Origin of the sequence: Bradyrhizobium sp. Bra78 (assembly GCF_024519855.1) — a bacterium.
Classification (GTDB): domain Bacteria; phylum Pseudomonadota; class Alphaproteobacteria; order Rhizobiales; family Xanthobacteraceae; genus Bradyrhizobium; species Bradyrhizobium japonicum_G.
This window is the reverse complement of sequence record NZ_JALJRE010000025.1, coordinates 29,821-55,423: the sequence shown is the minus strand read 5'-3', so window position 1 is coordinate 55,423 and position 25,603 is coordinate 29,821. Positions and strand designations below refer to the sequence as shown.

Annotated in this window: 23 protein-coding genes; 13 read left to right on the top strand and 10 right to left on the bottom strand. The window is 65.1% G+C overall.

All coding sequences use genetic code 11. The annotated features are described in order from the left end of the window. Window positions 1–96: 96 nt before the first annotated feature. The 10 genes from OC450_RS34060 to ugpB form a co-directional block, all read right to left on the bottom strand. The gene (locus tag OC450_RS34060) at window positions 97–819 is read right to left on the bottom strand and encodes a GntR family transcriptional regulator (RefSeq protein ID WP_211384111.1); all 723 of its coding nucleotides are present in this window, start codon (window positions 817–819) and stop codon (window positions 97–99) included. Window positions 820–823: 4 nt separating this feature from the next. Beyond that, complete coding sequence (gene hpxZ / locus OC450_RS34055) at window positions 824–1,216, bottom strand: oxalurate catabolism protein HpxZ (RefSeq protein ID WP_211384110.1); 393 nt, start codon at window positions 1,214–1,216, stop codon at window positions 824–826. A gap of 1 nt (window position 1,217) precedes the next feature. Further along, window positions 1,218–2,615 carry an AtzE family amidohydrolase gene (locus OC450_RS34050; protein ID WP_211384109.1) on the bottom strand — a complete coding sequence of 466 codons (1,398 nt, stop codon included), beginning with the start codon at window positions 2,613–2,615 and terminating at the stop codon, window positions 1,218–1,220. A gap of 7 nt (window positions 2,616–2,622) precedes the next feature. Next, complete coding sequence (locus OC450_RS34045; protein WP_211384108.1) at window positions 2,623–2,802, bottom strand: DUF4089 domain-containing protein; 180 nt, start codon at window positions 2,800–2,802, stop codon at window positions 2,623–2,625. Window positions 2,803–2,828: 26 nt separating this feature from the next. Continuing rightward, a complete protein-coding gene (locus OC450_RS34040; protein WP_262049467.1) occupies window positions 2,829–4,631 on the bottom strand; it encodes a dipeptide ABC transporter ATP-binding protein in 1,803 nt (600 codons plus the stop codon). Between the two features lie 190 nt (window positions 4,632–4,821). Further along, window positions 4,822–5,721 carry an ABC transporter permease gene (locus OC450_RS34035; protein ID WP_211384106.1) on the bottom strand — a complete coding sequence of 300 codons (900 nt, stop codon included), beginning with the start codon at window positions 5,719–5,721 and terminating at the stop codon, window positions 4,822–4,824. 3 nt (window positions 5,722–5,724) lie between these two features. Next, a complete protein-coding gene (locus tag OC450_RS34030; protein WP_211384105.1) occupies window positions 5,725–6,738 on the bottom strand; it encodes an ABC transporter permease in 1,014 nt (337 codons plus the stop codon). Window positions 6,739–6,938: 200 nt separating this feature from the next. Continuing rightward, on the bottom strand, window positions 6,939–8,561 hold the full coding sequence (locus OC450_RS34025) for an ABC transporter substrate-binding protein (protein ID WP_256808892.1): 1,623 nt from the start codon (window positions 8,559–8,561) through the stop codon (window positions 6,939–6,941). A 235-nt stretch (window positions 8,562–8,796) separates the two neighbouring features. Beyond that, the gene (locus tag OC450_RS34020; RefSeq protein WP_262049466.1) at window positions 8,797–9,756 is read right to left on the bottom strand and encodes an aminoglycoside phosphotransferase family protein; all 960 of its coding nucleotides are present in this window, start codon (window positions 9,754–9,756) and stop codon (window positions 8,797–8,799) included. Window positions 9,757–9,978: 222 nt separating this feature from the next. After that, the gene (gene ugpB, locus OC450_RS34015) at window positions 9,979–11,343 is read right to left on the bottom strand and encodes a sn-glycerol-3-phosphate ABC transporter substrate-binding protein UgpB (protein ID WP_256808890.1); all 1,365 of its coding nucleotides are present in this window, start codon (window positions 11,341–11,343) and stop codon (window positions 9,979–9,981) included. A 162-nt stretch (window positions 11,344–11,505) separates the two neighbouring features. Between ugpB and OC450_RS34010 the strand changes: the two genes are divergently transcribed. The 13 genes from OC450_RS34010 to OC450_RS33950 all read left to right on the top strand — a co-directional run bounded on the left by OC450_RS34010 (window position 11,506) and on the right by OC450_RS33950 (window position 25,534). Beyond that, window positions 11,506–12,501, top strand: coding sequence for a TRAP transporter substrate-binding protein (locus OC450_RS34010; RefSeq protein WP_211384101.1), 996 nt, complete (start codon window positions 11,506–11,508; stop codon window positions 12,499–12,501). Between the two features lie 54 nt (window positions 12,502–12,555). Continuing rightward, window positions 12,556–14,586, top strand: coding sequence for an ATP-binding protein (locus tag OC450_RS34005; RefSeq protein ID WP_256808935.1), 2,031 nt, complete (start codon window positions 12,556–12,558; stop codon window positions 14,584–14,586). After that, complete coding sequence (locus OC450_RS34000) at window positions 14,556–16,301, top strand: DUF3369 domain-containing protein (protein ID WP_211384100.1); 1,746 nt, start codon at window positions 14,556–14,558, stop codon at window positions 16,299–16,301. Before OC450_RS34005 ends, OC450_RS34000 begins: the two co-directional genes overlap by 31 nt. Before the next feature lie 10 nt (window positions 16,302–16,311). Beyond that, window positions 16,312–17,049: a response regulator gene (locus OC450_RS33995; RefSeq protein WP_256808888.1), complete on the top strand. Its 738-nt coding sequence runs from the start codon at window positions 16,312–16,314 to the stop codon at window positions 17,047–17,049. A gap of 302 nt (window positions 17,050–17,351) precedes the next feature. Next, a complete protein-coding gene (locus OC450_RS33990; protein WP_211384098.1) occupies window positions 17,352–17,963 on the top strand; it encodes a sigma-70 family RNA polymerase sigma factor in 612 nt (203 codons plus the stop codon). A gap of 506 nt (window positions 17,964–18,469) precedes the next feature. Continuing rightward, window positions 18,470–19,168: a cytochrome c biogenesis CcdA family protein gene (locus tag OC450_RS33985; protein ID WP_262049465.1), complete on the top strand. Its 699-nt coding sequence runs from the start codon at window positions 18,470–18,472 to the stop codon at window positions 19,166–19,168. 31 nt (window positions 19,169–19,199) lie between these two features. Next, complete coding sequence (locus OC450_RS33980; RefSeq protein ID WP_211384096.1) at window positions 19,200–19,763, top strand: thioredoxin family protein; 564 nt, start codon at window positions 19,200–19,202, stop codon at window positions 19,761–19,763. Between the two features lie 141 nt (window positions 19,764–19,904). Further along, entirely contained in the window at window positions 19,905–21,314 is a 1,410-nt protein-coding gene (locus OC450_RS33975; RefSeq protein ID WP_211384095.1) for a cytochrome ubiquinol oxidase subunit I, read from the top strand. Beyond that, window positions 21,311–22,321, top strand: a complete 1,011-nt coding sequence (gene cydB / locus OC450_RS33970; RefSeq protein WP_211384094.1) for a cytochrome d ubiquinol oxidase subunit II — start codon at window positions 21,311–21,313, stop codon at window positions 22,319–22,321. Before OC450_RS33975 ends, cydB begins: the two co-directional genes overlap by 4 nt. Further along, window positions 22,321–22,449 carry a DUF2474 domain-containing protein gene (locus tag OC450_RS33965; RefSeq protein ID WP_211384093.1) on the top strand — a complete coding sequence of 43 codons (129 nt, stop codon included), beginning with the start codon at window positions 22,321–22,323 and terminating at the stop codon, window positions 22,447–22,449. The genes cydB and OC450_RS33965 overlap by 1 nt, the downstream gene beginning before the upstream one ends. Window positions 22,450–22,555: 106 nt before the next feature. After that, window positions 22,556–23,530 carry a hypothetical protein gene (locus tag OC450_RS33960; RefSeq protein ID WP_256808886.1) on the top strand — a complete coding sequence of 325 codons (975 nt, stop codon included), beginning with the start codon at window positions 22,556–22,558 and terminating at the stop codon, window positions 23,528–23,530. A 241-nt stretch (window positions 23,531–23,771) separates the two neighbouring features. Then, complete coding sequence (locus OC450_RS33955) at window positions 23,772–24,365, top strand: L,D-transpeptidase (protein WP_211384091.1); 594 nt, start codon at window positions 23,772–23,774, stop codon at window positions 24,363–24,365. 131 nt (window positions 24,366–24,496) lie between these two features. Further along, window positions 24,497–25,534, top strand: coding sequence for an amino acid ABC transporter substrate-binding protein (locus tag OC450_RS33950; protein WP_211384217.1), 1,038 nt, complete (start codon window positions 24,497–24,499; stop codon window positions 25,532–25,534). Window positions 25,535–25,603: the final 69 nt, after the last annotated feature.

Sequence of the window (25,603 nt, the reverse complement as noted above, 5' to 3'; positions counted from 1 at the left end):
AGACTCGGAGTTATCAGCTTCGCGTCACAACTAAGCCCCGGGATTATGGGTCCCGGCCTTCGCCGGGACGACACGGAGTTCGTTGAAGCGCCGTCACTACACCGACACCGCGTAGATCTCGTACTCCCCGCGCACCAGTTCGATATGCGCGCGCATGGCGGCGGCGGCGCCCTGCTTGTCGCCGCGCATGATGGCGACGACGACGCGGTCGTGCTCGGCTTGCGATTTGGCGAGACGGCCGAGGTTGCGGAACTGGGCGCGGCGGAACGGCTGCACGCGCACGCGCGTCGCCAGCGTGATCTCGGCGATGTAGCCGTTCTGCGAGCCCGCATAAATCGCGTTGTGGAAACGCTCGTTGACCTCGTGGAAGCGATCGGGATTGCCGGCATAGCTCAACACCCGCAACTCTTCGTGGATGGCTTCCAGGCCGTGGCGCTCGGCCGCGGACATGCGCTCGGCGGCGAGGCCGGCGCACAGCGCCTCGAGTTCCGCCATCGCTTCGAACATGCCCGTCAGCCGTTCGAATGAAGGCTGCGCCACCACCGCGCCGCGATGGGCCCGCGCTTCGACGAGACCGCTTGCCACGAGCTGACGCAGCGCTTCGCGCACCGGGGTCCGCGACACGTTGAAGCGCCGCGCGATATCGGTCTCGTCCAGCGGCGCGCCGGGGGCGAGGGTCCCGCGCACGATCTCGTCGGCGAGCTGAAGGCGCAGCTCCTCGGCGCGCGTGACCTTGTGCACGCTGGGTTGCGCCCGGTCGACGCGCGGCACCACCGGCTCGGCCGGCAATGCTCCGGGCGGAAGATCGTCAAGCGTCATACGGTCAGGTCTCTTTCGACTCGTCGATGATGCTGACATGGGCGGCGACGACGCGCCAGCCCTCCGGGAAACGAATCCAGGTCTGCATCTGCCGGCCGACCTTGCCGGGAGCCGTGTCGCGATAAAACAGGGTGGAGGCCACGGCCGCGTCGCGACCGTAGCTGGAGATGACGGTTTTTGCAGTGCGGCGGTTGAGCCCGACCGGCGAGCGGCCCGCGCGAAAACCGGAGATCGCCTCATAGCCATAGAGGTTCTCGCCGATGCCGTAACGCAGCGTGCGGGGGTCGTTGCGGAACAGCTCGCCGAGCACGGCGACGTCGTTGGTGATGAGGGCCTGCTCGTAACGATCGAACGCGGCCTTCACTTCCGCGATCACCTCGGGGAGATCGATCTCCATTTTAAATTCCTCTCGGCGACGGCGCGGACGCAACGCCCATCTTCTCCAATGCGTACGCGACGCGCAGCGCGATGTCCTCGCGCCATGGCGCGGCGATGATCTGCACGCCGATCGGCAGCGGCTCGAGCGGCACCGGCACGGCGACGACGGGCAGGCCGATGAACGAGATCGGCTGGGTGTGAATGCCGATATTGGCGCGCACCGGCAATTCGACGCCGTCGAGCGTGAAATTCACCTGGCCGAGTTTTGGCGCGGTGCAGGGCGTTGCCGGCGCGATCAGCACGTCCACCGACTTGAAAATCTCGGCGAATTGCGCACGGTACCAGCGGCGGAACTTTTGCGCGCGGTCGACCAGCGGTGCCGGCACCATCGCGCCCGCAATCAGCCGGTCGCGCACGGCGGGATCGAAATCGTTCGGGCGCTTGCGCAGCCGGTCGAGATGCAGCGAGGCGCCTTCGGTGGTGGAGATGACGTAAGCCGCTGCACGGGCGCGCGCGGCTTCGGGCACCTCGACGACCTGCGTCGCACCGAGCGCCTTGGCGACACGGCTGACGGCTTCGACCGCTTCCGGGAAAACGTTCTTCTGGAAGTAACCGCCGGCGACGGCGATGCGCAGGTCCGAAACCGGATTGGCGAGCAGCGGCGTCGTCGGTTCCAGACCGCGTGTGGTCGTGCAGGCGGCATCGTCGGCATCCGGCCCCTGCATCGCGTCATAGGCGAGCGCGAGATCGGTGACGGAGCGTGCGAACGGGCCGAGATGATCGAAGCTCGCGACGAACGGAAACGACCGCGCGCGCGACAGCCGGCCATAGGTCGGCTTCAGGCCGAAGATGCCGCAGAAGGAGGACGGCACGCGGATCGAGCCGTTGGTGTCCGAGCCGAGCGCGATCGGCACCAGCGCGCCGCCGACAGCGCTTCCCGAACCGCCGGAGGAGCCGCCGCTCATCCGCGTGGTGTCATGCGGGTTGCGCGAGGGGCCGTCATGGACGTTCTCGCCGGTGAAGTCGTAGGCGTATTCGCCCATGTTGAGTGCTCCGACCAGCACGGCGCCTGCGGCTTCCATGCGCTCGATCAGCGTGGCATCGCGCTTGGCGGGTGCAAGATCGCGGTTGATCTTCGAGCCTGCGCGCGTGGGCAGGCCCGCGACGTCGAACAGGTTCTTCACCGCGAAAGGCACGCCGGCGAGCGGACCGACGGTCTTGCCGGCGGCAATGTCCGCATCGATCGCGCGCGCCTTGGCGCGGGCGCGATCGGCGGTGACGTCGGTGAAGGAATTGAGGATGGTGTCGTGCTGCTTGATGCGCGCGAGCGCGGCTTCGGTGGCATCGAGCGCGGACAATTTGCCGCCGGCCACCGCCTTGGCGATGTCGGCAGCCGTCATCTCTGGCTTGGTCGTCATGGCGGCGTCAGACGGTGAATACGGGCGCCGGCTCGGTCTCGTCCGGCAGCGCGAATTCGTCGACGAGGCGGCCGAGCCGCAGCGACACTTCGAGGTTGGCGCGAACCGCCGGCCTCCAGGCCTGCTCGACCGGCAGTGCCAGCGCCTTGGATACGGCGTCGATATAGTCGTCCAGCGGCTCGGCCATCACGCTCCCAAACAATCAGTGCACTCTCAGTGTACTGGCAACGGCGGATGCGGGATCGCCGTCAACAGCTCCTTGGTGTAGTCGTCCTGCGGATCGCTCAAAACCCTCTCGGAAGAGCCTTCCTCGACGATTCGACCCGTCCGCATCACAATGACACGATCGCACAACAAGCGCACTACGTTCAAATCATGCGAGACGAACAGATAGCTCATACCTAGCCGCGCCTTGAGGTCCTGGAGCAGGTTCAGGACCACGGCCTGGACCGAGACATCGAGCGCCGCCGTCGGCTCGTCGAGAATGACGAGCTTGGGATGCAGGGCGATGGCGCGGGCGATGCCGACACGGGCCTTCTGGCCGCCGGACAATTGGTGCGGAAACCGATCCAGCAGGTTGAGCGGCAATCCGACCATGGTGGCCAGCTCCTCGCAGCGGGCGCGGAGCGCGTCGCGCCCCCTGACGTCGCCGAGCTGCATGATCGGATCGGCGATGGCGCGCACGGCGGTGAAGCGCGGGTTGAGGCTGTCGGTCGGGTCCTGGAACACCATCTGGATGCGGCTGCGTTGCGGCAGCCGGGCAAAGGAGGCAGGCGGCATGGCGCCGATGTCCTCGCCGTCGAACTGGATCAGGCCGGAGGTCTGGTCGAGCAGCCGCATCACCATCATCGAGGTGGTCGATTTGCCGCAGCCGGATTCCCCGACGAGGCCGACGCTCTCGCCGTGGCCGATCGAGAAGCTGATGCCGTCGACGGCGCGGAAAACATCCGGCTCGACCGGCGGCTTGCGACCGAACAATTTGCCGAGCGTCGCAGTGGCGCCCTGGCGGGGATATTCCTTGACCAGCTTTTCGATCAGGAGAAGGGGCGTCTTCTCCCTCTCCCCGTCCTTCACGGGGAGAGGGTTGGGGTGAGGGGCTGTTTCCGCGAGCACGGCGCTGGGAGAGCCCCCCTCACCCGCCGCACTTCGTGCATCGGCCTCTCCCCGCGCGCGGGGAGAGGCAAGAGCCTCTTCCTCCGGCAACAGATCGCGCAACGACACGCCAAGTCGGGGCGTCGCGCGCATCAGCTTCTTGGTGTAGGGGTGCTGCGGATTGGCGAAGATATCGGCGGCCTTGGCGGTCTCGACCACGCGGCCCTTCTCCATCACCACGACGCGGTCGCAATAGGCCGCCGCAAGACCTAGGTCATGCGTGATCAGGATGGTCGACATCGACTTGCGCTTGGTCAGCTCGACGATCAAATCCATCACCGCCTTCTGCGTGGTGACGTCGAGGCCGGTGGTCGGCTCGTCCGCGATCAGCAGCTGCGGATTGCAGGCGAGCGCGAGCGCGATGACGACGCGCTGGCACATGCCGCCTGACAGCTCGAACGGATAGGCGTGATAGCGCTCGCGCGGACGGGCGATCTTGACCTGCTCCAGCGCCTCGATCGCCTTCTCGCCGTGATCCGAAACCATGGCCTGCTGCACATGGGTGCGCAGCACGTCCTCTATCTGGTCGCCGACTTTCCGGATCGGATTGAGCGCGGCGCGCGGGTTTTGGAAGATCATCGAGACCTCGCGGCCGCGCAGGTCGCGCATCTGGTCTTCGGTCGCGGCCTTGACGTCGATGCCGGAGAACATCACCGAGCCCTCGGCGATCCGTCCCGCGCGGTCGAGGATGCGCATCACCGCATAGGACGTCACCGACTTGCCGGAGCCGGACTCGCCGACGATGGCGAGCGTCTCGCCCTTGGCGACGGAGATGTCGACGTGCTGCACGGCTTTGACGATGCCGCGGCGGGTGGTGAATTCGACCGTGAGGTCCTGGACGTCGAGGAGCGGCTGGGCGGTCATGGCTGGCTCCCACTCAAAAATGTCGAAAACAACCCCATGCACAGTAGAATGGCATTGGAATCATTGGGGATTTTCCGTCGGAGAATGCATAAGGCGGGCACTGCTCTCTCATTCCGCCCGGGGCCACCCCTCTCCCCCACCCTCCCCCGCAAGGGGGGAGGGAGCGCACCGGTGAACGAGGAAGCAATCATCACGTCCTCCGCTGGGGATCGACGATGTCGCGCAGGCCGTCGCCGAGGAGGTTGAAGCAGAACACGGCGATCATCAGGGCAAGGCCCGGGAACAGCGCGATCCACCATTCGCCCGACACCATGAAGCCCGCGCCCTCGGCGACCATGATGCCCCATTCGGCGGTCGGCGGGCGGACGCCGAGGCCGATGAAGGACAGGCCCGCGGCATTGAGGATGGCGTAGCCCATGGTCAGCGACATCTGCACGATCATGATCGGCATGATGTTCGGCAGAATGTGCACCAGCAGGATGCGGAATTCGCCATTGCCCGACAGTCGCGCAGCCTGCACGAAGCCGGCATTGCGGCGGACGTTGGCCTCCGCGCGCGCCACGCGGGCGTAGAGCGGGAAGTTCACGATGGCGGTCGCCAGGATAATGTTCTGCACGGTGTTGCCGAGGGCTGCGACGATGCCCATCGCCAGCACGAACAGCGGGAACGCCATGATGGTGTCGGCGATGCGGCCGACGATGCGGTCGGTCCAGCCGCCGAAATAGCCGGCGGCGATGCCGGCGAGCCCGCCCATCAGGAACACCAGCACGACCGAGGCCACCGCGATGAACGTGTCGAGCCGCGTCGCCACCACGACGCGGCTGAAGATGTCGCGGCCGAGCTGGTCGGTGCCGAACCAATGCGCGGCCGAGGGTGCTTTCAACGCCGCCGCGGTATCGGAGGCGAGCGGATCATACGGCACCACATAGGGACCGAAGATCGCGGCAAGCAGGATCACGATCAGCAGTGCGAAGGAAAATCCCGTGACCTTGTTCTCGCCGAGAACGTAGCGGGTCTGTTCGAGGATCGCGACCAGTCCCGAGGTGCGTGCGGGGCCGGCGGGTTCAACAGCAGGTGCAACGGAGCTCATGGTTCAGCCCTCCAACCTGACACGCGGATCGATCACGCCATAGAGAATGTCGATCACGAGATTGAGCAGCACGTACATCACCGCCATGGTCAGCACGAAACCCTGCACCGGCGCGAAGTCCGACGAGATCAGCGCTTCCACGGCGTAGGAGCCGATGCCGGGCCAGGCGAACACTTTCTCCACCAGCACGTTGGCGCCCAGCAGGAACGAGAACACCATGCTGAGCGTGGTGATGACAGGCAGCATCGCGTTGCGGAAGGCGTAGGTGACGATGACGGTTGCCGGCGACAGGCCGCTGGCGCGCGCGGTGCGGACGAACTCCGACGACAGCACCGCCAGCATCGAGGCGCGGGTCATGCGCGCGATCGGCGCCAGCGAGAAGATCGCAAGCGTCGTCGCCGGCAGGATCAGCTGGCTCAGCGCCGAACGGAACGCCTCGAAGTCGCGCGCGATCAGGGTGTCGATCAGGTAGAAGCCGGTTACCGTCGGCGGTGCGCTGTAGAACACATCGAGACGCCCGAGCGGTGCGGGCGACCAGCCGAGCCGGAAATAGAAAACGTAAACGAGAACGAGGCCGGTGAAGAACACCGGCAGCGAGACGCCGGCCGTCGTCGTGACCCGGCAGAGATGATCGACCCATGATCCCGGCCGCGTCGCCGCCAGCACACCGAGTGGAATCGCGATCACGATCGAGACGACGAGACCGAGCAGCGTCAGCTCGGCGGAGGCCGGCAGGCGGTTGCGGATCTCGGCTGCGACCGGCTGGCCCGTGGTGAGCGAGTTGCCGAAATCGCCATGGGCGAGATCGTTGGTGTAGCGGAAGAACTGCTCGATCAGCGGCCTGTCGAGGCCGAGCTTCTTGCGGATCTGCTCGACGGCTTCCTTGGTCGCGGCGGGGCCGGCGAAATAAGCGGCGGGATCACCCGGCAGAGCGCGCGTCAGCAGGAAGGTGACGATGACGACGCCGATCAGCGAGGGGATCGCGAACATCAGGCGCTTGCCGATCATGGTCAGCATAAGAGCGCTCTCCTTCTGCCTTGCAATTGGGAGCAACCTCGCACGGCTTGCGCCGCTGCGTTCCCTCCCCCCTTGCGGGGGAGGTCTAGGGAGAGGGGTGGCCCCAAGCGAGGTCTGAGTTCGTGGCTACCCCTCTCTCCAACCCTCCCCCGCAAGGGGGGAGGGAGCCTGAAGAGCGAGCTCACCTCACCCATGACACGTCACGCCTTTGCCATCGCGCGATAATCCAAGCGGCGGTGGAACCAGTATTGGTAGCCGCTGATGTTCTTCTGCATCGCGACGTTGACGAAGGGCTGGTACAGCGGGATGCGCGGGATGTCGGTAAAGGCGAGATCGACAAAGCCCTTCACGTCGGCATCGTAGGTCGCCTTGTCGGCGATGGCGGCGGCGGTGCGCGCGCCGTCGATCAGCTTGTCCATCTCCGCCGACTTGTAGCTCATGGTGTTGAAGACGGAATTGTTGCCGTGATAGCACCAGTAGAAGAAGTACTCGGGGTAATCGAGCCAGCCCGAGAACACGTTGGTGAAGAGCGGCATTTCCTTCTTGTTCAGCTCGGTGCGCCAGTTGGCGCCGGGCACCTTGTTGATGGTGGTCTTGATGCCGATCTGCGCGAGCGATTCCTGCACCAGCACGCAGAGCGGCTCGTTGACGCCGGCGAAATTCAGGTCGAACGAGATCGTGGTCTCGAAGCCGTTGGCGTGGCCGGCCTCAGCCATCAGCGCCTTCGCCTTCTCCATGTCGGTGTTGTACTTGTGCGGTTGCGGCCAGGCCACTTCGGTCGGCTTGTCCTTGGGTGCGCCGAACATCGGGTTCGCCAGACCGAACATCACGGCGTCCATGATCTTCTGATAGGGAAGCGCATAGGCGACCGCCTGACGGACCTTGGGATTGTCGAACGGCGGCTTGGTGACGTTCATGCCGATATACTGGATGCCGTTGGAGAACGGCAGCGACACGACGTTGAGCTTGCCGTTCGCCTTCATCTCCTGGAAATCCTTGTTCGGCAGCTCGTAGGAGATGTCGGCGTCGCCGCGCTCCAGGAGCGCGCGGCGGTTTCCGGCCTGCGGCACCATGCGCCAGATCACGCGCTTGATCTTCGGCAGGGGACCCCCGACCCAATCCTCGTTGCGCTCCATCACCACTTCGGTGCCGGCAGTCCACTTCGTCACTTTGTAGGCGCCGGAACCCGCGGTCTGCTGCTTGGTGTATTCGAGGCCCCAGGGATCCTTCTCGCTGGCGTTCTTCTTCACCAGCTCGGAATTGATGATGCAGGGCACGATGACGGCGAGATCGGGAATCGTCAGCCTGTCCTTCTTGAGGAAATCCACGCGCACGGTGTGGTCGTCAATCACGACGAACTGCTCCGGCTTGGTCAGCGACCCCGCGCTCATCTGGAAGGTCGGGAAGCCGCCGACGCTGACGGCGCGATCGAGCGACCACTTCACGTCTTTCGCGGTGACAGGCGCACCGTCGTGGAATTTGGCGTTCTTCTTCAGCTTGAAGGTGACCGACATGTCGTCGATCTTCATGTCCTCGGCGAGTTCGCCCTTGAACTTGTCGCGGTCGTAATAGGGCACGCCGCCAGGACCGCTCTTCATCTCGTGGCTGATCAGCCGGTCATAGCAATTCCAGGACACTTCATAGCCGGGCACGTTGGTGCCGACGCCGTGGATGTCGAGATTGTTGGGCCCGCCCTCCGAGACGATCAGCAGCGTCTCCGAACGCGCGTCCGCCTGGGCGGACGAAATCACCGACGGCATGGCCGGAAGCGCCGCGCCTGCGGCCAATCCGGTGGCGGACTTGAGGAAATCGCGGCGTTTCATGAAACGGCTCCAACTCAAAAAGTTTCTGGTTGGAACTGGATTCGCAAAGTTCGTGCCAAAACTTAGCGGGGCGCTAATCCGGCCATTAACGCGCTGATATATAAAGAATTATCGGCTTTTTGCCACGCAGGTCATATTTTGAGCAGCCCCTTCAATTGCATACAAAGAGACGATTTTGCTCTCAAATTAGGCGGCAAAATGGGGCGCTTTCGAATTAAGCAAACCGGGACCTGCTTCACCCCGGCCAGATCAACTCCTGAAGCTCGATCAGATCACGCGCCTGCTCCTGCCAGCCCTCGATGCAGACGTGGCTGTTGAGGTCGCTGGCGCGGTGCAGCAGCATCAGGGCCATCAGCCGGCGCTTGAGCGCGAAATCCAGCTTCGCATAGCCAAAACCTTCGAGCAGGCTGCGGGCCCTCCCCGGCCGGCCGGCCGCCATGAAGGCGCTGGGGCCGAGCAGATCGTAGTCACGCCATCCCGCCAAAACGTCGCCGAAGTCGAACAGTCCGGCCAGCGACCATTGGCCGTCATCGCAGGCGAGCAGAAAGTTCTCCGGAATATATTCGCCGATCAGGATCACCGGTGGCGCATCCATCGGGATCAGCGCGATTGCGTCACGCAGGAGATCGTCGAGGCCGGCGAGGAATTGGGACGCAAGGCCGAGACGCGTGTGCCGCGCCTTGCATCCCTGCATCTGGGCGCGCATGAAGTCGTGCCAGCGTGGTTCGATGTGCGCGAGCGGGCCGAGCGGCGCGCACTGCACGGCCGCGATGGTCTCGCCGATCTGGCGCAGCAGGCGTTCCTTCTGCGCTTCGGCGAGTTGCGGCCAAACCTCCGAGCCGAGCGTCCCGGCAAGACGGGTGATGATCAGATAGGGCCAGCCGTCGCGTGTCCCACCCGCGACGATCTCGGGGATTGGCAGAGGAAGGCGGCCGGCAAGCTGCGTCAGCGATCCGCGCTCGGAGACGAATTGCGCGCGCAGCAGCGGCGGGAAAATCTTCAGGATCAGCCTTTCGCCGAGGCCGACGACGAGATTGGTGCCGGTCGAGAATACGTGCGGCGCACTGGTATTAAGACCGTGGCTACGCGCGATGTCGAGTGCGATGGGGAGCCATTGCTGCGGGTCGGAGCGAAAGGCGCGAAAGCTGGCTGCATCGTCGAGCTGAGGGAGCTCGTGCAAAGTGGCTTTGGTCACGGGCGCCCGCTCAGCCAGGCGGGTTTTGATTGATTCCATGCAAACCAGGCAGACGGTGCACCTCTCGCGCTTGCGGGGGAGGTCGGCGCGAAGCGCCGGGTCGGGGTTCTCTCCTCCTGGCGATTATCCCGTTGCGGAGACACCCTCTCCCCAACCCTTCCCCGCAAGCGGGGGAGGGAGCGCACCGCGTTCGCGGCGGCAGCGACATCCAATCGCGACATGCTACCGGTCCGGGCTGGCGCGCTCGAACTGGCGCAGCAGCTTGTTGCCGCGCTCGACCGCGGAATCGAGCGCTTCCTGCGCGCTCTTGTGGCCGGCAAAGGCCTGCTCCAGCTCGTCCTCGATGGCGCCGCGGATCAGCACGAAGGAGCCGAGCCGGATGCCCTTCGAATTCTCGGTCGGCGGATGCAGCGTGATCTCCTCGAACGAGATCGCGGAGCCCGGGGTACGCTCGTAAAAACCCTGCGCGCGCGTCAGCTCGAAGGCGGCGCGGGTGACCGGCAGATAGCCGGTGTTCTGGTGCCAGGCGGCCTGCACGCCGGGCTGCGACAGATAGGCGAAGAATCGCGCCACGCCCTTGTATTCCTCGCGCGGGCGGTCGCGCAGCACCCACAGCGTGGCGCCGCCGATGATCGAGTTCTGCGGCGCGCCCTTCACGTCAGGCCAGTACGGCATCATGCCGTAGCCGATCTCGAATTTCGAGTTCGCCTTGATGTCGGCGCGCGTCGCCGAGGAACCGATGAAGATGCCGCATTCGCCGTTCTGGAAGCGCGGCTCGGCCGACTGGCCGCGGCCGCTGTAGTCGAACAGTTTTGTCTTCTGCCATTCGGCGAGCTGGGCAACGTGTTTGACGACGACCGGATTGTTGATCGTCAGCTCGGCATCCAACCCGGCAAAGCCGTTCGTGCGGGTTGCGAGCGGCAGATTGTGAAATGCCGAAAAGTTCTCGACATGGATCCATGACGGCCAGGACGTGGTGAAGCCGCATACGGCGCCGCGGTCGCGCAGGCGCTTTGCAGCCGCACCGAGCTCCGGCCAGGTCTTCGGCGGCGTCTCCGGGTCGAGGCCCGCATCGCGGAACATGGTCTTGTTGTAGTAGAGGATCGGCGTCGACGAGTTGAACGGGAACGACAACAGATTGCCGGCCGCATCGGTGTAATAGCCGGATACGGCGGGAAGGTAATCGTTGAGCGAGAACGGCTCGCCCTGGTCGCGCATCAGGCTGAACACCGGATAGATCGCGCCCTTGGCCGCGGTCATGGTGGCGGTGGCAACCTCGTTGACCTGCACGATCGCGGGCTGGCTGCGCGAGCGGAAGGCGAAGATCGCCGCCGTCACCGTTTCGGTGTAGTTGCCCTTGTAGCTCGGCACGATGCGGTAGTCGGACTGCGAGGCATTGAAGTCGGAGGTGAGCTTGTCGAGCTGCTTGCCGAGTTCGCCCGACATGGCGTGCCACAGTGCGATGTCGGTGGCGGCGTTTGCCTGCGCGGAGAACGTAAAGGCCGCGGCGGCGGCAACGACCTGCAAAAAGCGCAATGCTGAAATCACGATGGCTGTTTCCGTGTCGCGCGGCAAAAGGCGACGCATCCTGCTTACGGCGCGGCATTTCCAGTTTCAACCGGGAATGCGCGCCGGCCGCGCCGCACAATTACGCCGTGGCGCCCGGCGGGATGGCCTTCCCTTAACCATCTGCTAGATTGCATTGAACCTTTTGCTCCCGCCATAGACTCCACCACTGAGGGGTTGAGTGTGCCAGTGTTGAACCGTGCCGAATTTTCGCGGACCGGGGTGGTTTTCGTCGCGCTTCTGATCGCCATCTGCGCGACGGGCGCCGTTGCGCGCGAATTCCGCGCTGCCGACACCCAGACCGAGGATTACCCCACCGTGCAGGCGCTGCGCTACATGGGCGCCCTGATCGCCGAGCGCACCGGAGGCCGGCACGAGATCAAGGTATTTCATTCCCGCCAGCTCGGCGAGGAGAAGGAGACCATCGAGCAGACCCGGGCCGGCGCGATCGACCTCAACCGGACCAATGTCGCGCTGATCGGCAACTTCGTTCCGGCGATGAACGTGCTTGCGATGCCGTTCCTGTTCCGGTCCATCGAGCACATGCAGAAGGTGCTGGACGGGCCGATCGGCAGCGAGATCCTGAACAGCTTCGAGCCCTACGGCTTCGTCGGGCTCGCCTTCTACGATTCCGGCGCGCGGTCGATCTACAACGGCGTCCGCCCGGTCAGGAGCATCGCGGACCTCAAGGGATTGCGGATCCGGGTGCAGCAGTCGGAGTTGATGAGCCAGATGATCCGCTCGCTCGGCGCGGAGCCGGTCGAGATGCCCTATGGGCAGGTGCTCGCCGGGCTTGCCAACCACCTGATCGACGGCGCCGAAAACAACTGGCCATCCTTCGTGACGACAGACCATTACAAACATGCCGGCTACCTCGCGCTCACCGAGCACACGATGAGCCCCGAAGTGCTGGTGATCTCGCTGAAGGCCTGGAAGAGCCTGTCGGCCGACGACCAGACCATCTTCAGGGAGGCCGCCCAGCGCTCCAGCCGCTTCATGCGCGAGAAATGGCGCGACCTCGAGGAGCAGTCGCAGCGCACGGCGCAGGAGGCGGGCGTCACCATCGTCAGGGACATCGACCGCAAGCCGTTCGAGGACGCGATGGTCGGGATCTATGTCGGGGCCGAGCGCGATCCCGCCGCCGCCGCTTTGATCGAACGCATCCGCAAGGTGGAGTGAGGCCTCTTGCCCGGGCTTGGACACAGCGAGCACGCAGACAGGCCGCCCGGCCCGATCGGGCGGCTGCGCGCGCGGCTCGTCGGCGTGCTCCGCGCGGTGCCGATCCGCTGGCGCATCCTGTCGATCGCGGCGCTGAATTCCGCCGTGGTGGTGGTGCTGGTCGCGCTGATCTGGAACGGCTCGCAGGTGCTGGGCTCGGCCTGGGACGACGTGCGCCAGGTGCGTGAATCCGACCGGATTCTGGCGCTGCTCGAAAGCGAGACCGGGCGGCTGCACAATCTGATCCACCGCTACATCAACCAGCCGAGCCCGGACCTGTTCGCCGAAATCCTGCTGCTGCGCGAGGCGGTGCTGGGCACGCTGACCAACCGCGCCGCCAAGGACCCGATGCTGTCGGGCTCGGTCGAGGAGCTGGAGCGCACCACCGACCGCTTCCTCAACGGCTTTGGCGAGCTGCGCAGCGTCCAGGCCACCATCGCCAAGACCTATGAGGAGCAGGTGCAGGGACCGGCCAAGGACATGGCCGGCCTCTACTCCATCATCGAAGGCGCCACCGGCCATCGCGACGCGCTGATCTGGCCGTCGCTCGGCAAGTCGCGCGAGGCCTTCACCGCGATGCTGGTCGCGGCCAATTCCTATTATCTGTCGCTGTCATCGGGCGCGGCAGACGACGCGCGCCGCAACACCGAGACGATCGAGAAGACCGTCCCCGTGATGATCGATCTCGCCGACAACGACCTGCAGAGGATGGCGCTGCAACGGCTCGGGACCCGCACCGCCGCGCTGCGCGAGGGCTTCGCAAAGCTCTCCGAGCAGCTCACGAGCCGCACCGAGCTGTTGCGCAACACGATCGACGCCAACCAGGCCGAGGCCATCGGCGCCATCGACGATCTCTCGACCAAGATGCGCCAGCGCGAGCAGAAGGCGCAGGCGACGTTCGACCGCGCGCTCGCCGATATTTCGCGGCGGGTGCTGTCGATCGCGGTGATCTTCCTCGGCATCATCCTCAGCGCCGGCGTGCTGATCGCGCTGTCGATCCGGCTGCCGCTGCAGCAGATCATGGCGGCGATGCGCGCGATCACGCTCGGCGACCTCGACCGCGAGGTACAGGGCATCACGGCGCGCGACGAGGTCGGCGCCATGGCGCGCGCGGTGGAAGTGTTCCGCGAGAACGCGATCGCCAAGCGCCAGACCGAGGACGAGTTGCGCGCGTCCAAGGAGAAGGCCGAGAGCGCGCTGCTCGAGCTCAACGCCGCGCAGCAAAATCTGATCGACGCCGAGCGGCTCGCGGCGCTCGGCGGCCTCGTCGCCGGCGTCGCGCACGAGGTCAACAACCCGATCGGCATCAGCCTCACGGTGGCGTCCAGCCTTGCCCGGCGCACCGAGATGTTCGAGGCCCAGCTCAAGGGCGAAGGCGGCCTGCGCCGCTCGCAGCTGGAGGAATTCGTGCAGTCCTCGCGCGACGCCTCGCAGCAGCTGGTCGGCAACCTCCAGCGCGCCGGCGAACTGATCCAGTCGTTCAAGCAGGTCGCGGTCGACCGCTCGCATGCCGAGCGGCGGCAGTTTTCCTTGAGCGAAGCCACCGACCAGATCATCGCGAGCCTGCGCCCGGTGCTGAAGCGCTCGCCGACCACGCTCCAGGTCGACATGCCGGAGGGGCTGCTGCTCGACGGCTACCCCGGCTCCTACGGCCAGATCCTGACCAACCTCTTCCTCAACGCCGCCAACCACGCCTTTGCCGACGGCCGGGCCGGTACCATCACGATCTCGGCGCGGCCGCGGGGGGCCGACGACGTCGAGATCATCTTCAGCGATGACGGGGCCGGCATGACCCCCGACGTGCAGCGCCAGGCCTTTGACCCATTCTTTACCACCCGGCGCAATGAAGGTGGCACGGGACTTGGCCTGCATATCGTCTATAACCTCGTCACCCAGCAGCTCGGCGGCCGCATGATGCTGGAATCCAAGCTGGGACAAGGCACTACTTTTCGCATTATCATGCCGCGGGTCGCCAAGGGCGGCACGCAAAGCACAGAGACCGACGGGACTTCTCAATGGCCGAACAGGACGATGTCCTCCACCTGATCGACGACACCGGTAGCGCGTCGGAGGATACGGACGCCCGGAAATGGAAGATCGCCGTCATCGACGACGATCAGGCCGTGCACGACGGCACCCGCTTCGCGCTGTCCGACTACAGCCTCAACGGCCAGGGCCTGGAGATCCTGTCGGCCCATTCCGCGGCGGAAGGTCGCAAGCTGATGGCCGCGCATAGCGACATCGCCGCCGTGCTGCTCGACGTCATCATGGAGACCGATGTCGCCGGCCTCGATCTCGTCGAGTTCATCCGCAACGAGCTCAAGAACGAGACAGTGCGCATCATCCTGCGCACCGGCCAGCCGGGCCAGGCGCCCGAGCGGCGCGTGATCGTGCAGTACGACATCAACGACTACAAGGCCAAGACCGAGCTCACCGCCGACAAGCTGTTCACGTCGCTGACCGCGGCACTGCGCTCCTACCAGCAGCTCGAGCGCATGTTGCAGACTCGGCGCGGGCTCGAGATCATCATCGACGCCGCCTCGACGCTGTACGACTTCAAGTCGATGCAGCGGCTCGCCGAGGGCGTGCTGACCCAGCTCGCCTCGCTGCTCAACGTCGATTGCGCCGGCATACTGGTCCTGCGCGACAATGGCGGCGTCGACCCCGAGCTCTCGGTGCTCGCCGGGAGCGGCTGCTACAGCCGCTTCATCGGCATGACCACGTCGAAGACGCTCGACCCGGAGCTGCGCCAGATGGTGGAGGACGCCTTCCAGCGCCGCAAGAACGAATTCGCCGACCATCGCAGCGTGATCTATCTGCGCACCGGAAGCGGCCGCGAGGTGGTGGTGCTGCTCCAGGCCGAGCGCGAGCTGTCCGAGACCGACCGCTCGCTGGTCGAGATCTTCTCCAGCCGGCTCTCGATCGCGTTCGACAACGTCATCCTCTACCAGCAGCTCCAGGCTGCCAACACGCAGCTCGAGGACCGCGTCGCCCAGCGCACCCGCGCCCTGATGCAGGCCAACCGCCGCCTCTCGGCGCAATGGCTGCGGCTGCAGCGTGCCAATGGCTTCAAGAACGAGATTCTGGGCACCGTCGCGCACGACCTGAAGAACCCGCTCGGCGTCATCCTCGGCCGCACCGAGATGTTGAAGGAGCTGATCTCGACCGGCGCGTCGGAAGGCGGAGTGGTCGCCCAGGTCGACCACATCCGCGACGCCACCAAGCGCCTGACCACGATGGTCGATCACCTGATCTCGGACGCGATGGCCGATGCCTTCGACATCACCATCCGCCGCGAGCCGGTCGACGTCGCAGCCCTGGTCAAGGAGGTCGCCGAGGCCAACCAGCCGCTCGCCGTCAACAAGCAGCAGGCGATCAGCGTCACCGCGCCGTCCAACATCGTCACCATGTGCGACACCGACCGCATCCGCGAGGCGATCGACAACCTCATCAGCAACGCCATCAAATACTCGCCGATCGGCGGCAAGATCGGCGTCGTCGTCAGCCATGAGGGCGGCGACACCGTCATCCGCGTCAGCGACGAGGGCGCCGGCCTGTCGCCGGAAGACCTCGGCCGCCTGTTCGGCCGGTTCCAGCGGCTGTCGGCAAAACCGACCGCGGGCGAGAGCTCGACGGGGCTTGGGTTGTCGATCGTCAAGCGTATTATCGACATGCATGGCGGCGAAGTGACCGCCGACAGCGAGGGCCCCGGCAAGGGCTCGACCTTCACCATCGCCCTTCCCGCGACCGAAATGCCGTGATGTTGAGACCATGACCCAAAGCCAGCACATCATGATCGTCGACGACGAGGCCCCGGCCCGGGAGATGGTCGGCGATTACCTCAAGATGCACGGCTTCACCGTGACGCTGTGCGACGGCGGCAAGAGCTTGCGCACCGCGATCCAGGGCGGCATGCCCGATCTGGTCGTGCTCGACCTCAACATGCCCGAGGAAGACGGGCTCTCGATCATCCGCGACCTCAAGAGCCGCATCAACGTGCCGGTGATCATGCTCACCGCGACGGCGAGCCCGATCGACCGCGTCGTCGGCCTCGAGCTCGGCGCCGACGATTACGTGGCAAAGCCGTGCGAGCTGCGCGAACTGATGGCGCGCATCCGCTCGGTGCTGCGCCGGAGCGCACCGGTGAAGGCGGCGGCGACGGAAACGGCGGCTGCGAAATCGGACAAGGATCAATTGGTACGGTTCGGGACAAAGTGGCTCGATCTCGAAGCCCAGGCCTTGCGCGACGACGAAGGCAACGAGCACCCGCTGACCGCATCCGAATTCGGGCTCTTGAAGGTGTTCGCGGCCAATCCGAAGCGCGTGCTGTCGCGCGAGCGCCTGCTGGAATTAGCCAACGCGCGCGACGCCGAAGCCTTCGACCGCGCCGTGGATCTGCGCATCATGCGCATCCGCCGCAAGATCGAGCCCGATCCCGCAAAACCCGCCGTGATCCGCACCATCCGCGGCGGCGGCTATCTGTTCTCGCCCGGAGGCGAGAAGGCGTAGCGGCGATAACAACAGCCTTCGCCGGGACGACATCGAGATTGAGGCGGCAACCGAACGCAACAGACGGAAATTCGTTCCCGGCGCCTCGGACGGCCTCCAAATCTCGACCCCCGTATTTTCCGCACATTGAAATTACACGCTTTTTTACCCCGAATGTTTCGTCGCGCCCTGTCCCACGAAACAATTTGGCGGCGCACGAAACCATTTTCCGCTTTTCGTGCAGACGTCCCGAAACGTTGGCTCATTAACACTTTGGTCCAAGGAAACGCCGCTCGGTTGCGGCGCTACGGGGAGCCAAGTCAATGCCGAACGTCATCGCCATCAACGCCCAAGCCAGCCAGAGCATCATTGCCGCTCAGGCGACCTCGGACGACATGCTTCTTGAAAGCATTGCCGACGGCAACCGGACGTCGATGCACATCCTTTATTGCCGTCACAATGTGCGCGTCTACCGCTTCATCCTGCGCATCGTGCGCGATGCCACCACGGCGGAAGACCTCGTCAGCCAGGTGTTTCTGGACGTGTGGCGGACCGCCGGTCAATTCCAGGGCCGCTCGCAGGTTTCGACCTGGCTGCTCTCGATCGCCCGCTTCAAGGCGCTGACCGCGATGCGCCAGCGCCGCTTCGAGGACATCGACCAGGAAGACGTGCGCCAGATCGCGGATGATTGCGACACGCCGGAGACCTCGCTCGACCGCAGCGACACCAGCGCCATCCTGCGCGCCTGCGTGCAAAAACTGTCACCCGCACATCGCGAGATCATCACCCTCGTCTACTATCACGAGAAGTCGGTGGAGGAGGTCGGCCAGATCATCGGCATCCCCCAGAGCACGGTGAAGACCCGGATGTTCTACGCCCGCAAGCAATTGGCCGAGTTGCTTAAGGTCGCCGGCGTCGACCGTTTCGCCGCCTAAGGCCAAGGATTTCAACGGGATAGGACCGCCCATTCGGCCCTGTCCCCGGACACGGAAGTGTTACCGCCGACGAAACAATTGAAACAAAGCACAACATCAGGCGGAAAAACTTCCCTCCTATAAAGCTTTCATACGGTTTCGGTTAAACCTCCCAAGACCTCCAACGACCCGGACGGGATGCCCCCCTCCGGGTCGTTTTGTATCTGGGGCTTACCTGTCGGCTACTAGCTCCGGCGTCGGTGGCCCACTTGAGTGAGGCGGCCCCCACTTTCTCATTCCCTCCCCCCTTGCGGGGGAGGGGCAGGGAGGGGGGTGCCACGAACTCCGACCTCGCTTGGGGCTACCCCCCTCCCCTGCCCTCCTCCGCAAGGGGGGAGGGAGCGCACCACCGTCGTCGCCGGCACAGTTGCCTCGCGACGCAGCCACACGTCACGAACGTGTGACGCCACGTAACGACCGGCACATCCGGCCCGAACTGCCCTCGTGACTCCCTCCACGAGTGCCCCATGCTCGAGCTGACCTTCGCCGTCCTTGCCGGCATCCTCACCATCGCCGCGCCCTGCACGTTGCCCATGCTGCCGATCCTGCTCGGGGCCTCGATCGGGCGCGCGGGGCATCTGCGGCCCGCGATGATCGCGCTCGGCTTCGTTGTCTCGTTCTCGGCGGCCGCGCTGCTGCTGGGTGCGATCACGCAGGCATTCGATTTCGATCCGAACGTGCTGCGCGAGGCCGCCTCGATCCTGCTGCTCGGCTTCGGCCTGTTGATGCTGTGGCCGGCGCCGTTCGAATGGCTGTCGATCCGCCTCAATGGCTGGCTCGATCTCGGCAATGCGAGCACGACGCAACGCGAGGGCGCGCTCGGCGGGCTGGTGCTCGGCACCACGCTCGGCCTGGTCTGGACGCCCTGCGCCGGCCCGGTGCTCGGCTCGATCCTGACGCTGGTTGCGACGTCGAGAAATCTTGCCTGGGCCGGCACGCTGCTGATCGCCTACGCCATCGGCGCGGCGATCCCGATGCTGGCGATCGCCTATGGCGGACAGGCCGCGACCACGCGGGTGCGCAGCCTTTCGCGCATCTCGCCGCGGCTCCAGCAGGGTTTTGGACTCGTCGTGATCGCCTTCGCGGTCGCCGCCTACTTCCAATACGACACGCTGATCGTGGCGTGGCTCACCGGCTTCTATCCCACCGGCCAGATCGGCCTGTGAACACCCTGCATCTCAACCGGAGGACGCTTCAATGACCCTGAAATTGCTCGCCGTGTCTGCCTCGCTGATCGGCTTCGCCCTGACCGGCGCCGCCATTCCGGGCATCTGCGACGAGGCCACGCCCGCGGCGCCGATCCAGGTCGCGGCCGCGAGCCTACAGACCGCGCCCGACTTCACCGGGATCAGCACCTGGTTCAACTCGAAGCCGCTCAACATTGCCGATCTCCGCGGCAAGGTCGTGCTGGTCGACTTCTGGACCTATGGCTGCGTCAACTGCGTCAACACACTGCCGCACGTCACCGACCTCTATGCAAAATACAAGGACAAGGGCCTCGTCGTGGTCGGCGTGCACACGCCGGAATTCCCGTTCGAGCGCTCGGCCTCCAACGTGCAGGCCGCGCTGAAGCGCCATGGCATCACTTATCCGGTGGCGCAGGACAATGATTCCAAGACCTGGAACGCCTACAGCAACCAGTATTGGCCGGCGCAATACATCATCGACCAGAACGGCAAGATCGTGTTCCAGCACGCCGGCGAAGGCCGCTACGACGAGATCGACCGCACCGTGGCAAAGCTGCTGAACGCCAGCAGCTGATTTCGTGGAGGTAGACAAAGAGTCCTATAGGATGCGAGCACGGCATGGGTCATCAATGCACTGGCCGGGCGCGATGGCTTAGCTGAGCCGCCAGATCGGCGCCCGCATCGCCACGACTTGTCGTGTTGGACGGGAGCGCCGATGTTATCGAACCTTGATCCGATCGTGCTCGCACGCGCGCAGTTTGCCTTCACGATGTCGTTTCACATCGTGTTTCCGGCGTTCTCGATCGGGCTTGCCAGCTACCTGGCGGTGCTCGAAGCGCTCTGGCTATGGACCGGCCGCGAGGTCTTCATCAACCTGTTCCACTACTGGCTGAAGATCTTCGCGATCGCTTTCGGCATGGGCGTGGTGTCCGGCATCGTGATGTCCTACCAGTTCGGCACCAACTGGTCGGTCTTCGCCGACAAGACCGGACCGGTGATCGGTCCCTTGATGGCCTACGAGGTGCTGACCGCGTTCTTCCTCGAGGCGGGCTTCCTCGGCGTCATGCTGTTCGGTCTCGAACGCGTCGGCCCGCGGCTGCACTTCGTCGCGACGCTGATGGTCGCGATCGGCACCCTGATCTCGGCGTTCTGGATCCTCTCGGCCAATTCGTGGATGCAGACCCCGGCCGGCTACGCCGTGAATGCCGACGGCCAGTTCGTGGTCGCCGACTGGTTCAAGGTGATCTTCAATCCGTCCTTTCCCTACCGTCTCGTGCACATGGTGCTCGCTGCCTATCTGACGACGTCGCTCGTGGTCGGCGCCGTCGGCGCCTATCACCTGCTGCGCGACCCGCATCTTGCCGGTCCGCGGGTGATGTTCTCGATGGCGATGTGGATGGCGGCGATCGTCGCGCCGATCCAGATCCTGGCGGGCGACCAGCACGGCCTCAACACGCTGGAGCATCAGCCGGCCAAGGTGATGGCGATGGAAGGGCATTACCAGAGCCATCCCGACGGCGCGCCGCTGGTCCTGTTCGGCCTGCCCGATCAGGCGGCCGGCAGGGTCGACTATCAGATCGCCATCCCGAAACTGTCGTCGCTGATTCTGAAGCACTCTCTCGACGCGCCGCTCGCGGGACTCGATACCGTACCGCGCGAAAACTGGCCGCCGGTGCCGATCACATTCTGGTCATTCCGCATCATGATCGCGCTCGGCTTCCTGATCTTCGCGCTGGGGCTGTTCAGCCTGTGGACGCGCTGGCGCGGCACCCTGTTTGTCTCCCGGCCGCTGCATATTTTCGCGCTGACGATGGGGCCGGCGGGGTTCATCGCGGTGCTCGCTGGCTGGATCACCACCGAGACCGGCCGGCAGCCCTTCACGGTCTACGGCCTGTTGCGAACCGCCGACGCCGTCTCGCCGCTGGCCGCGCCCGCGGTCGGCTCGTCGTTGCTGGCTTTCGTGGCCGTCTATTTCATCGTGTTCGCGGCGGGCGCCATCTACATTCTGCGTCTGATGGCGGCCTCGCCGCATCACGGCGAACAGGGGCCAGGCGGCGACATGCCGACGCGCGCCGCCGGAATCACGCCGGCTTCGGGCGTCGCGGGACAAGGGGCGCTGTCATGATCGCCGCCATTGACCTCGCTACAGTCTGGGCATTCATCATCGCCTTCGCGGTGTTCGTCTATGTCGTGATGGATGGATTCGATCTCGGCCTCGGAATGCTGTTCCCCCTATTTCCCGCCAAGGCCGACCGCGACGTCATGATGAACACGGTGGCGCCGGTCTGGGACGGCAACGAGACCTGGCTGGTGCTGGGCGGCGGCGGCCTGATGGCGGCCTTTCCGCTCGCCTATGCGGTGCTGATGCCGGCGCTCTACACACCCATGATCGCGATGCTGATCGGTCTGGTGTTCCGCGGCGTTGCCTTCGAATTCCGCTGGCGCACCACGGCCACACGAAACCGCTGGGACATTGCCTTTGCCGGCGGATCGCTGCTGGCGACGCTGGCGCAGGGCGTCGCGCTCGGCGCCATCCTGCAAGGCGTGCACGTCGAGGCGCGACACTATGCCGGCGGCTGGTGGGATTGGCTGACGCCGTTCAGCATATTGACGGGCGTCGCCCTGATCATCGGCTATTCCCTGCTGGGCGCCACCTGGCTCATCCTGAAGACCGAGGGCGCCCTGCGCGACAAGGCCTATCGGCTGAGCTGGTATCTGCTGTTCGGGATGCTCGCGGCGATTGCTCTGGTCAGCATCGCCACGCCGTTTCTCAGCATCCAGTACGCGCAGCGTTGGTTCGCCTGGCCAAGCGTCGTCCTGGCCGCGCCGGTTCCGATCGCGGTCGCCGGGGTCACCGCGCTTCTGATGCGCAGCCTCGCGCAAAAGCAGGACTCGCGACCGTTCCTGCTCTCGCTGATGTTGTTCGCCCTGTCCTATGCCGGGCTCGGTATCAGCATGTATCCCTACATCGTGCCGCAGAGCATCACGATCTGGCAGGCAGCCGCGCCGCAGAACAGTCAGATCTTCATGCTGGTCGGCGTGGCTGGACTGGTGCCGCTGATTCTCGGCTACACCGGCTGGGCCTATTGGGTGTTCCGCGGCAAGGTCCGGGCCGGGAGCGGTTATCACTGATGCCGCGCAGGGCAGAGCCAGGGCAGCTCGGGCGGCGGCTGATGTGGTTCGCCATCCTCTGGCTCGGCGGGGTGGGCGCCGTGACCGCGATTTCGTTCGGTCTCAGACTGTGGCTTGCGCCGAAATGATCGGCCCGGCCGCTGAACCCCAATAGCTGACGCGGCAGGCCCCGATGCGGCTTGACTCCACGGACCCGTCCGTGGAGTTTCGCGGCCTTGAAATCAGCCGCCCGCAATGGACGACGCGACCACCAGCAACGACATCCGCCTTCGTGAAGGCTCCTCGATCGCGCAGCGGCTAGTGATGGCCGGCTCCGCGGCCGCCGTCGCGCTGTGCTTCACGCCGGGCCTTTTCACCCACGACGCCATGGAGGTGACCATCTCCGTGGCGGCGCTCCTGCTGGGAGCGGCGTTCGTCACCGGCATCATGCTGGCGCCCGCGGTGGTGTGGATCATCACGCCGACCGAGATCCTGATCGGGCAACAACGTCCGTTCGGAAAGCTCCGCACGCGGATCGTCGCCAAGGACGACATCAGCGGATTGCAGGTCCCAGGCAGCAAGAGGGCGAAAGCCCGCTTCCAATTGGCCTTCACGCTGGCTTCGGGCGAGCGCCTGACCTCCCCGCCGATCTCCGACGTCACGCATGTGCGCGACACGGTGGCGCGGATCGCGGCGCAGTTCGACGTCCCCGACGTCGAGGCACCGCTCAATCCGCTCGATGCCAGCAATCCCGAGATGCGTCTCGGCGATCCGCTCGAGCCGTTTCCCGCAAGGGATATCAGGATCGTCGCGCTGATCGTCGTCGCTTTGTGTGCCGTTCCCTACGCCTACAAGCTCTGGCGCGGCCTGCCGCCCGGCCCGGTCGACATCATGCTGCTGCCGGTTGGTGCGATCGCCGCTTTCGCCGTGCACAGATATGCCAATCTCGTGACCGGCGCCTTCTGGATCATTCGGCCGGAGGACATTCGCGTCGAGCGCCTGTGGGGCGACGGCAGCTTGCGCGCCGACCATATCGCGGGGCGCGAGGTGAAGACGATCACGGTCGAGCGCCGTGGCCGGTCCGAGGACGAGCATTGCATCGTGGTGATCCGATTGCAGTCCGGACAGCGGTTTCGCAGTCCGCGCATCGGCTCGCGGCTCGAGGCGCGCGCCGTGGGGACCGAAATCGTCCGGCGGCTCGGGATCGCGCCGGAGAGCAACAAGATTTAGCTGGCATCCAGCGCGAATTGGCGAAGTTGATCTCACCGCGGCGGAGGGAGCGCACCGCCATCGTGGGCAGCAATCTGGGCTTTTCGCGCCATCCCCTGTTTGTGGCATTGCCCGATACCGTCAAAAAAGCAAAGCATTCTCGTGACATACCAGCCGGGCGCGCCATCAACTTGCCATGAACATGGCCCTGAGATTTGATGGTTCCGAATGATTTGCGCTGTGGCAGCGGGGAGAGCTTGAAATGACGGATTTTCGTCGCCTGACCGGGGCGTTTGTGGCTGCGATCGGCCTGATCCTGTCCGCACCCCAAGCCTTCGCCCAGCAGCCCGACCGCGGCGACGAGCCCGGCCTGGTCGCCGACGATTCCTACCAGCTCGATCCGGAATGGCAGAAGCAGGTCGTCTACTACCGCACGACCGAAGCGCCGGGCACCATCATCATTTCGACCTCCGAGCGTCACCTCTATCTGGTGCAGCCCGGCGGGCGCGCGATCCGCTACGGCATCGGCGTCGGCCGCGACGGCTTCCAGTGGCAGGGGCTGGTGAACATCACCAACAAGAAGGAATGGCCGGACTGGACGCCGCCGGCGGAAATGATCCAGCGCCAGCCCTATCTGCCGCGCTTCATGGCCGGCGGCCCCGGCAATCCGCTCGGCGCCCGCGCCATGTATCTCGGCACCACCGTCTACCGCATCCATGGCACCAACCGCCCCGATACGATCGGGACCAAGGTGTCCTCGGGCTGCTTCCGTCTCGTCAACAATGACGTCGCCGATCTTTACGATCGCGTCCCTGTTGGCACCAAGGTGGTCATCCGGCAGAAGCCCGAAATCTAAGTCTTGTAATTTGAGCATGATCTTTCCGGAAAGGGCTTCGCACTTTGCGCTAGCGCGGCCCTCCGGGCCCGGATCATGCTCTCAGCCTTCCTTCGGACTCCTTTTCCCGATTATTTCGAGAGAGCAACATGATGCGCACATTTCGAGGCGGCCTGCTGATCGGGCTCGCGGTTGCCGTGCTGGTCGCGGTTCTGGCCATCATCTATGAGTTCTACGACACCCGCACCCTGAAGCGCACGGTTCGCCGCGGCGAGGTTCTGTGCGGCGTCAACAAGGGCCTGCCGGGCTTCTCGATCCCGGACGACAAGGGCAACTGGACCGGCTTCGACGTGGATTTCTGCCGCGCGGTGGCGTCTGCGATCTTCGACGATCCGGGCAAGGCGAAGTTCGTTCCGCTCGACGCCAGCGAGCGCTTCAAGGAATTGCAGAGCCGGAAAGTCGACATCCTCTCGCGCAACTCGACCTGGAGCATGGCGCGCGAGCTCGACTACGACCTCTATTTCCCCGCGGTCGCCTATTACGACGGCGCCGGCTTCATGCTGCCGCGCGCACGCAACAAGGAGACGTCGCTGGACCTGACCGGAAGCAAGGTCTGCGTCCAGTCCGGCACCACCACGCTGCTCAACGTCGCCGACTACTTCCGTGCCAACAACATGAAGTACGAAGAGATGAAGTTCGACAAGCTCGACGACGTCGTGAAGGCCTACGACACCGGCAAGTGCGACACGCTCTCCGCGGACGTCTCCCAGCTCTACGCGCTGCGGCTGAACCTGTCGAAGCCCGGCGACCACATGATCCTGCCGGACATGATCTCCAAGGAGCCGCTCGCCCCCGTGGTGCGCCAGCGTGACGACGACTGGATGATGATCGTGAAGTGGACGCTCTACGCGATGATCAACGCGGAAGAGCTGGGTGTCAGTTCCGAGAACATCGACGAGGCCCTGAAGTCGAAGAAGCCGGAAGTGATGCGCCTCGTCGGCACCGAGGGCAATTACGGCGAGCAACTTGGCCTCACCAAGGACTGGGTCGTCCGCATCATCCGCCACGTCGGCAATTACGGCGAGATGTACGAGCGCAATATCGGCGCGAAGTCCAAGCTGAAGATTCCGCGCGGCATGAACCAGCTGTGGAATGCCGGCGGCGTGCAGTACGCGCCGCCGATGCGGTAAGGGCGGTCTAACCGCCGTCATTGCGTTGACGGTGGTGCCAAAGCGTACGCTGCGTTCCCTCCCCCCTTG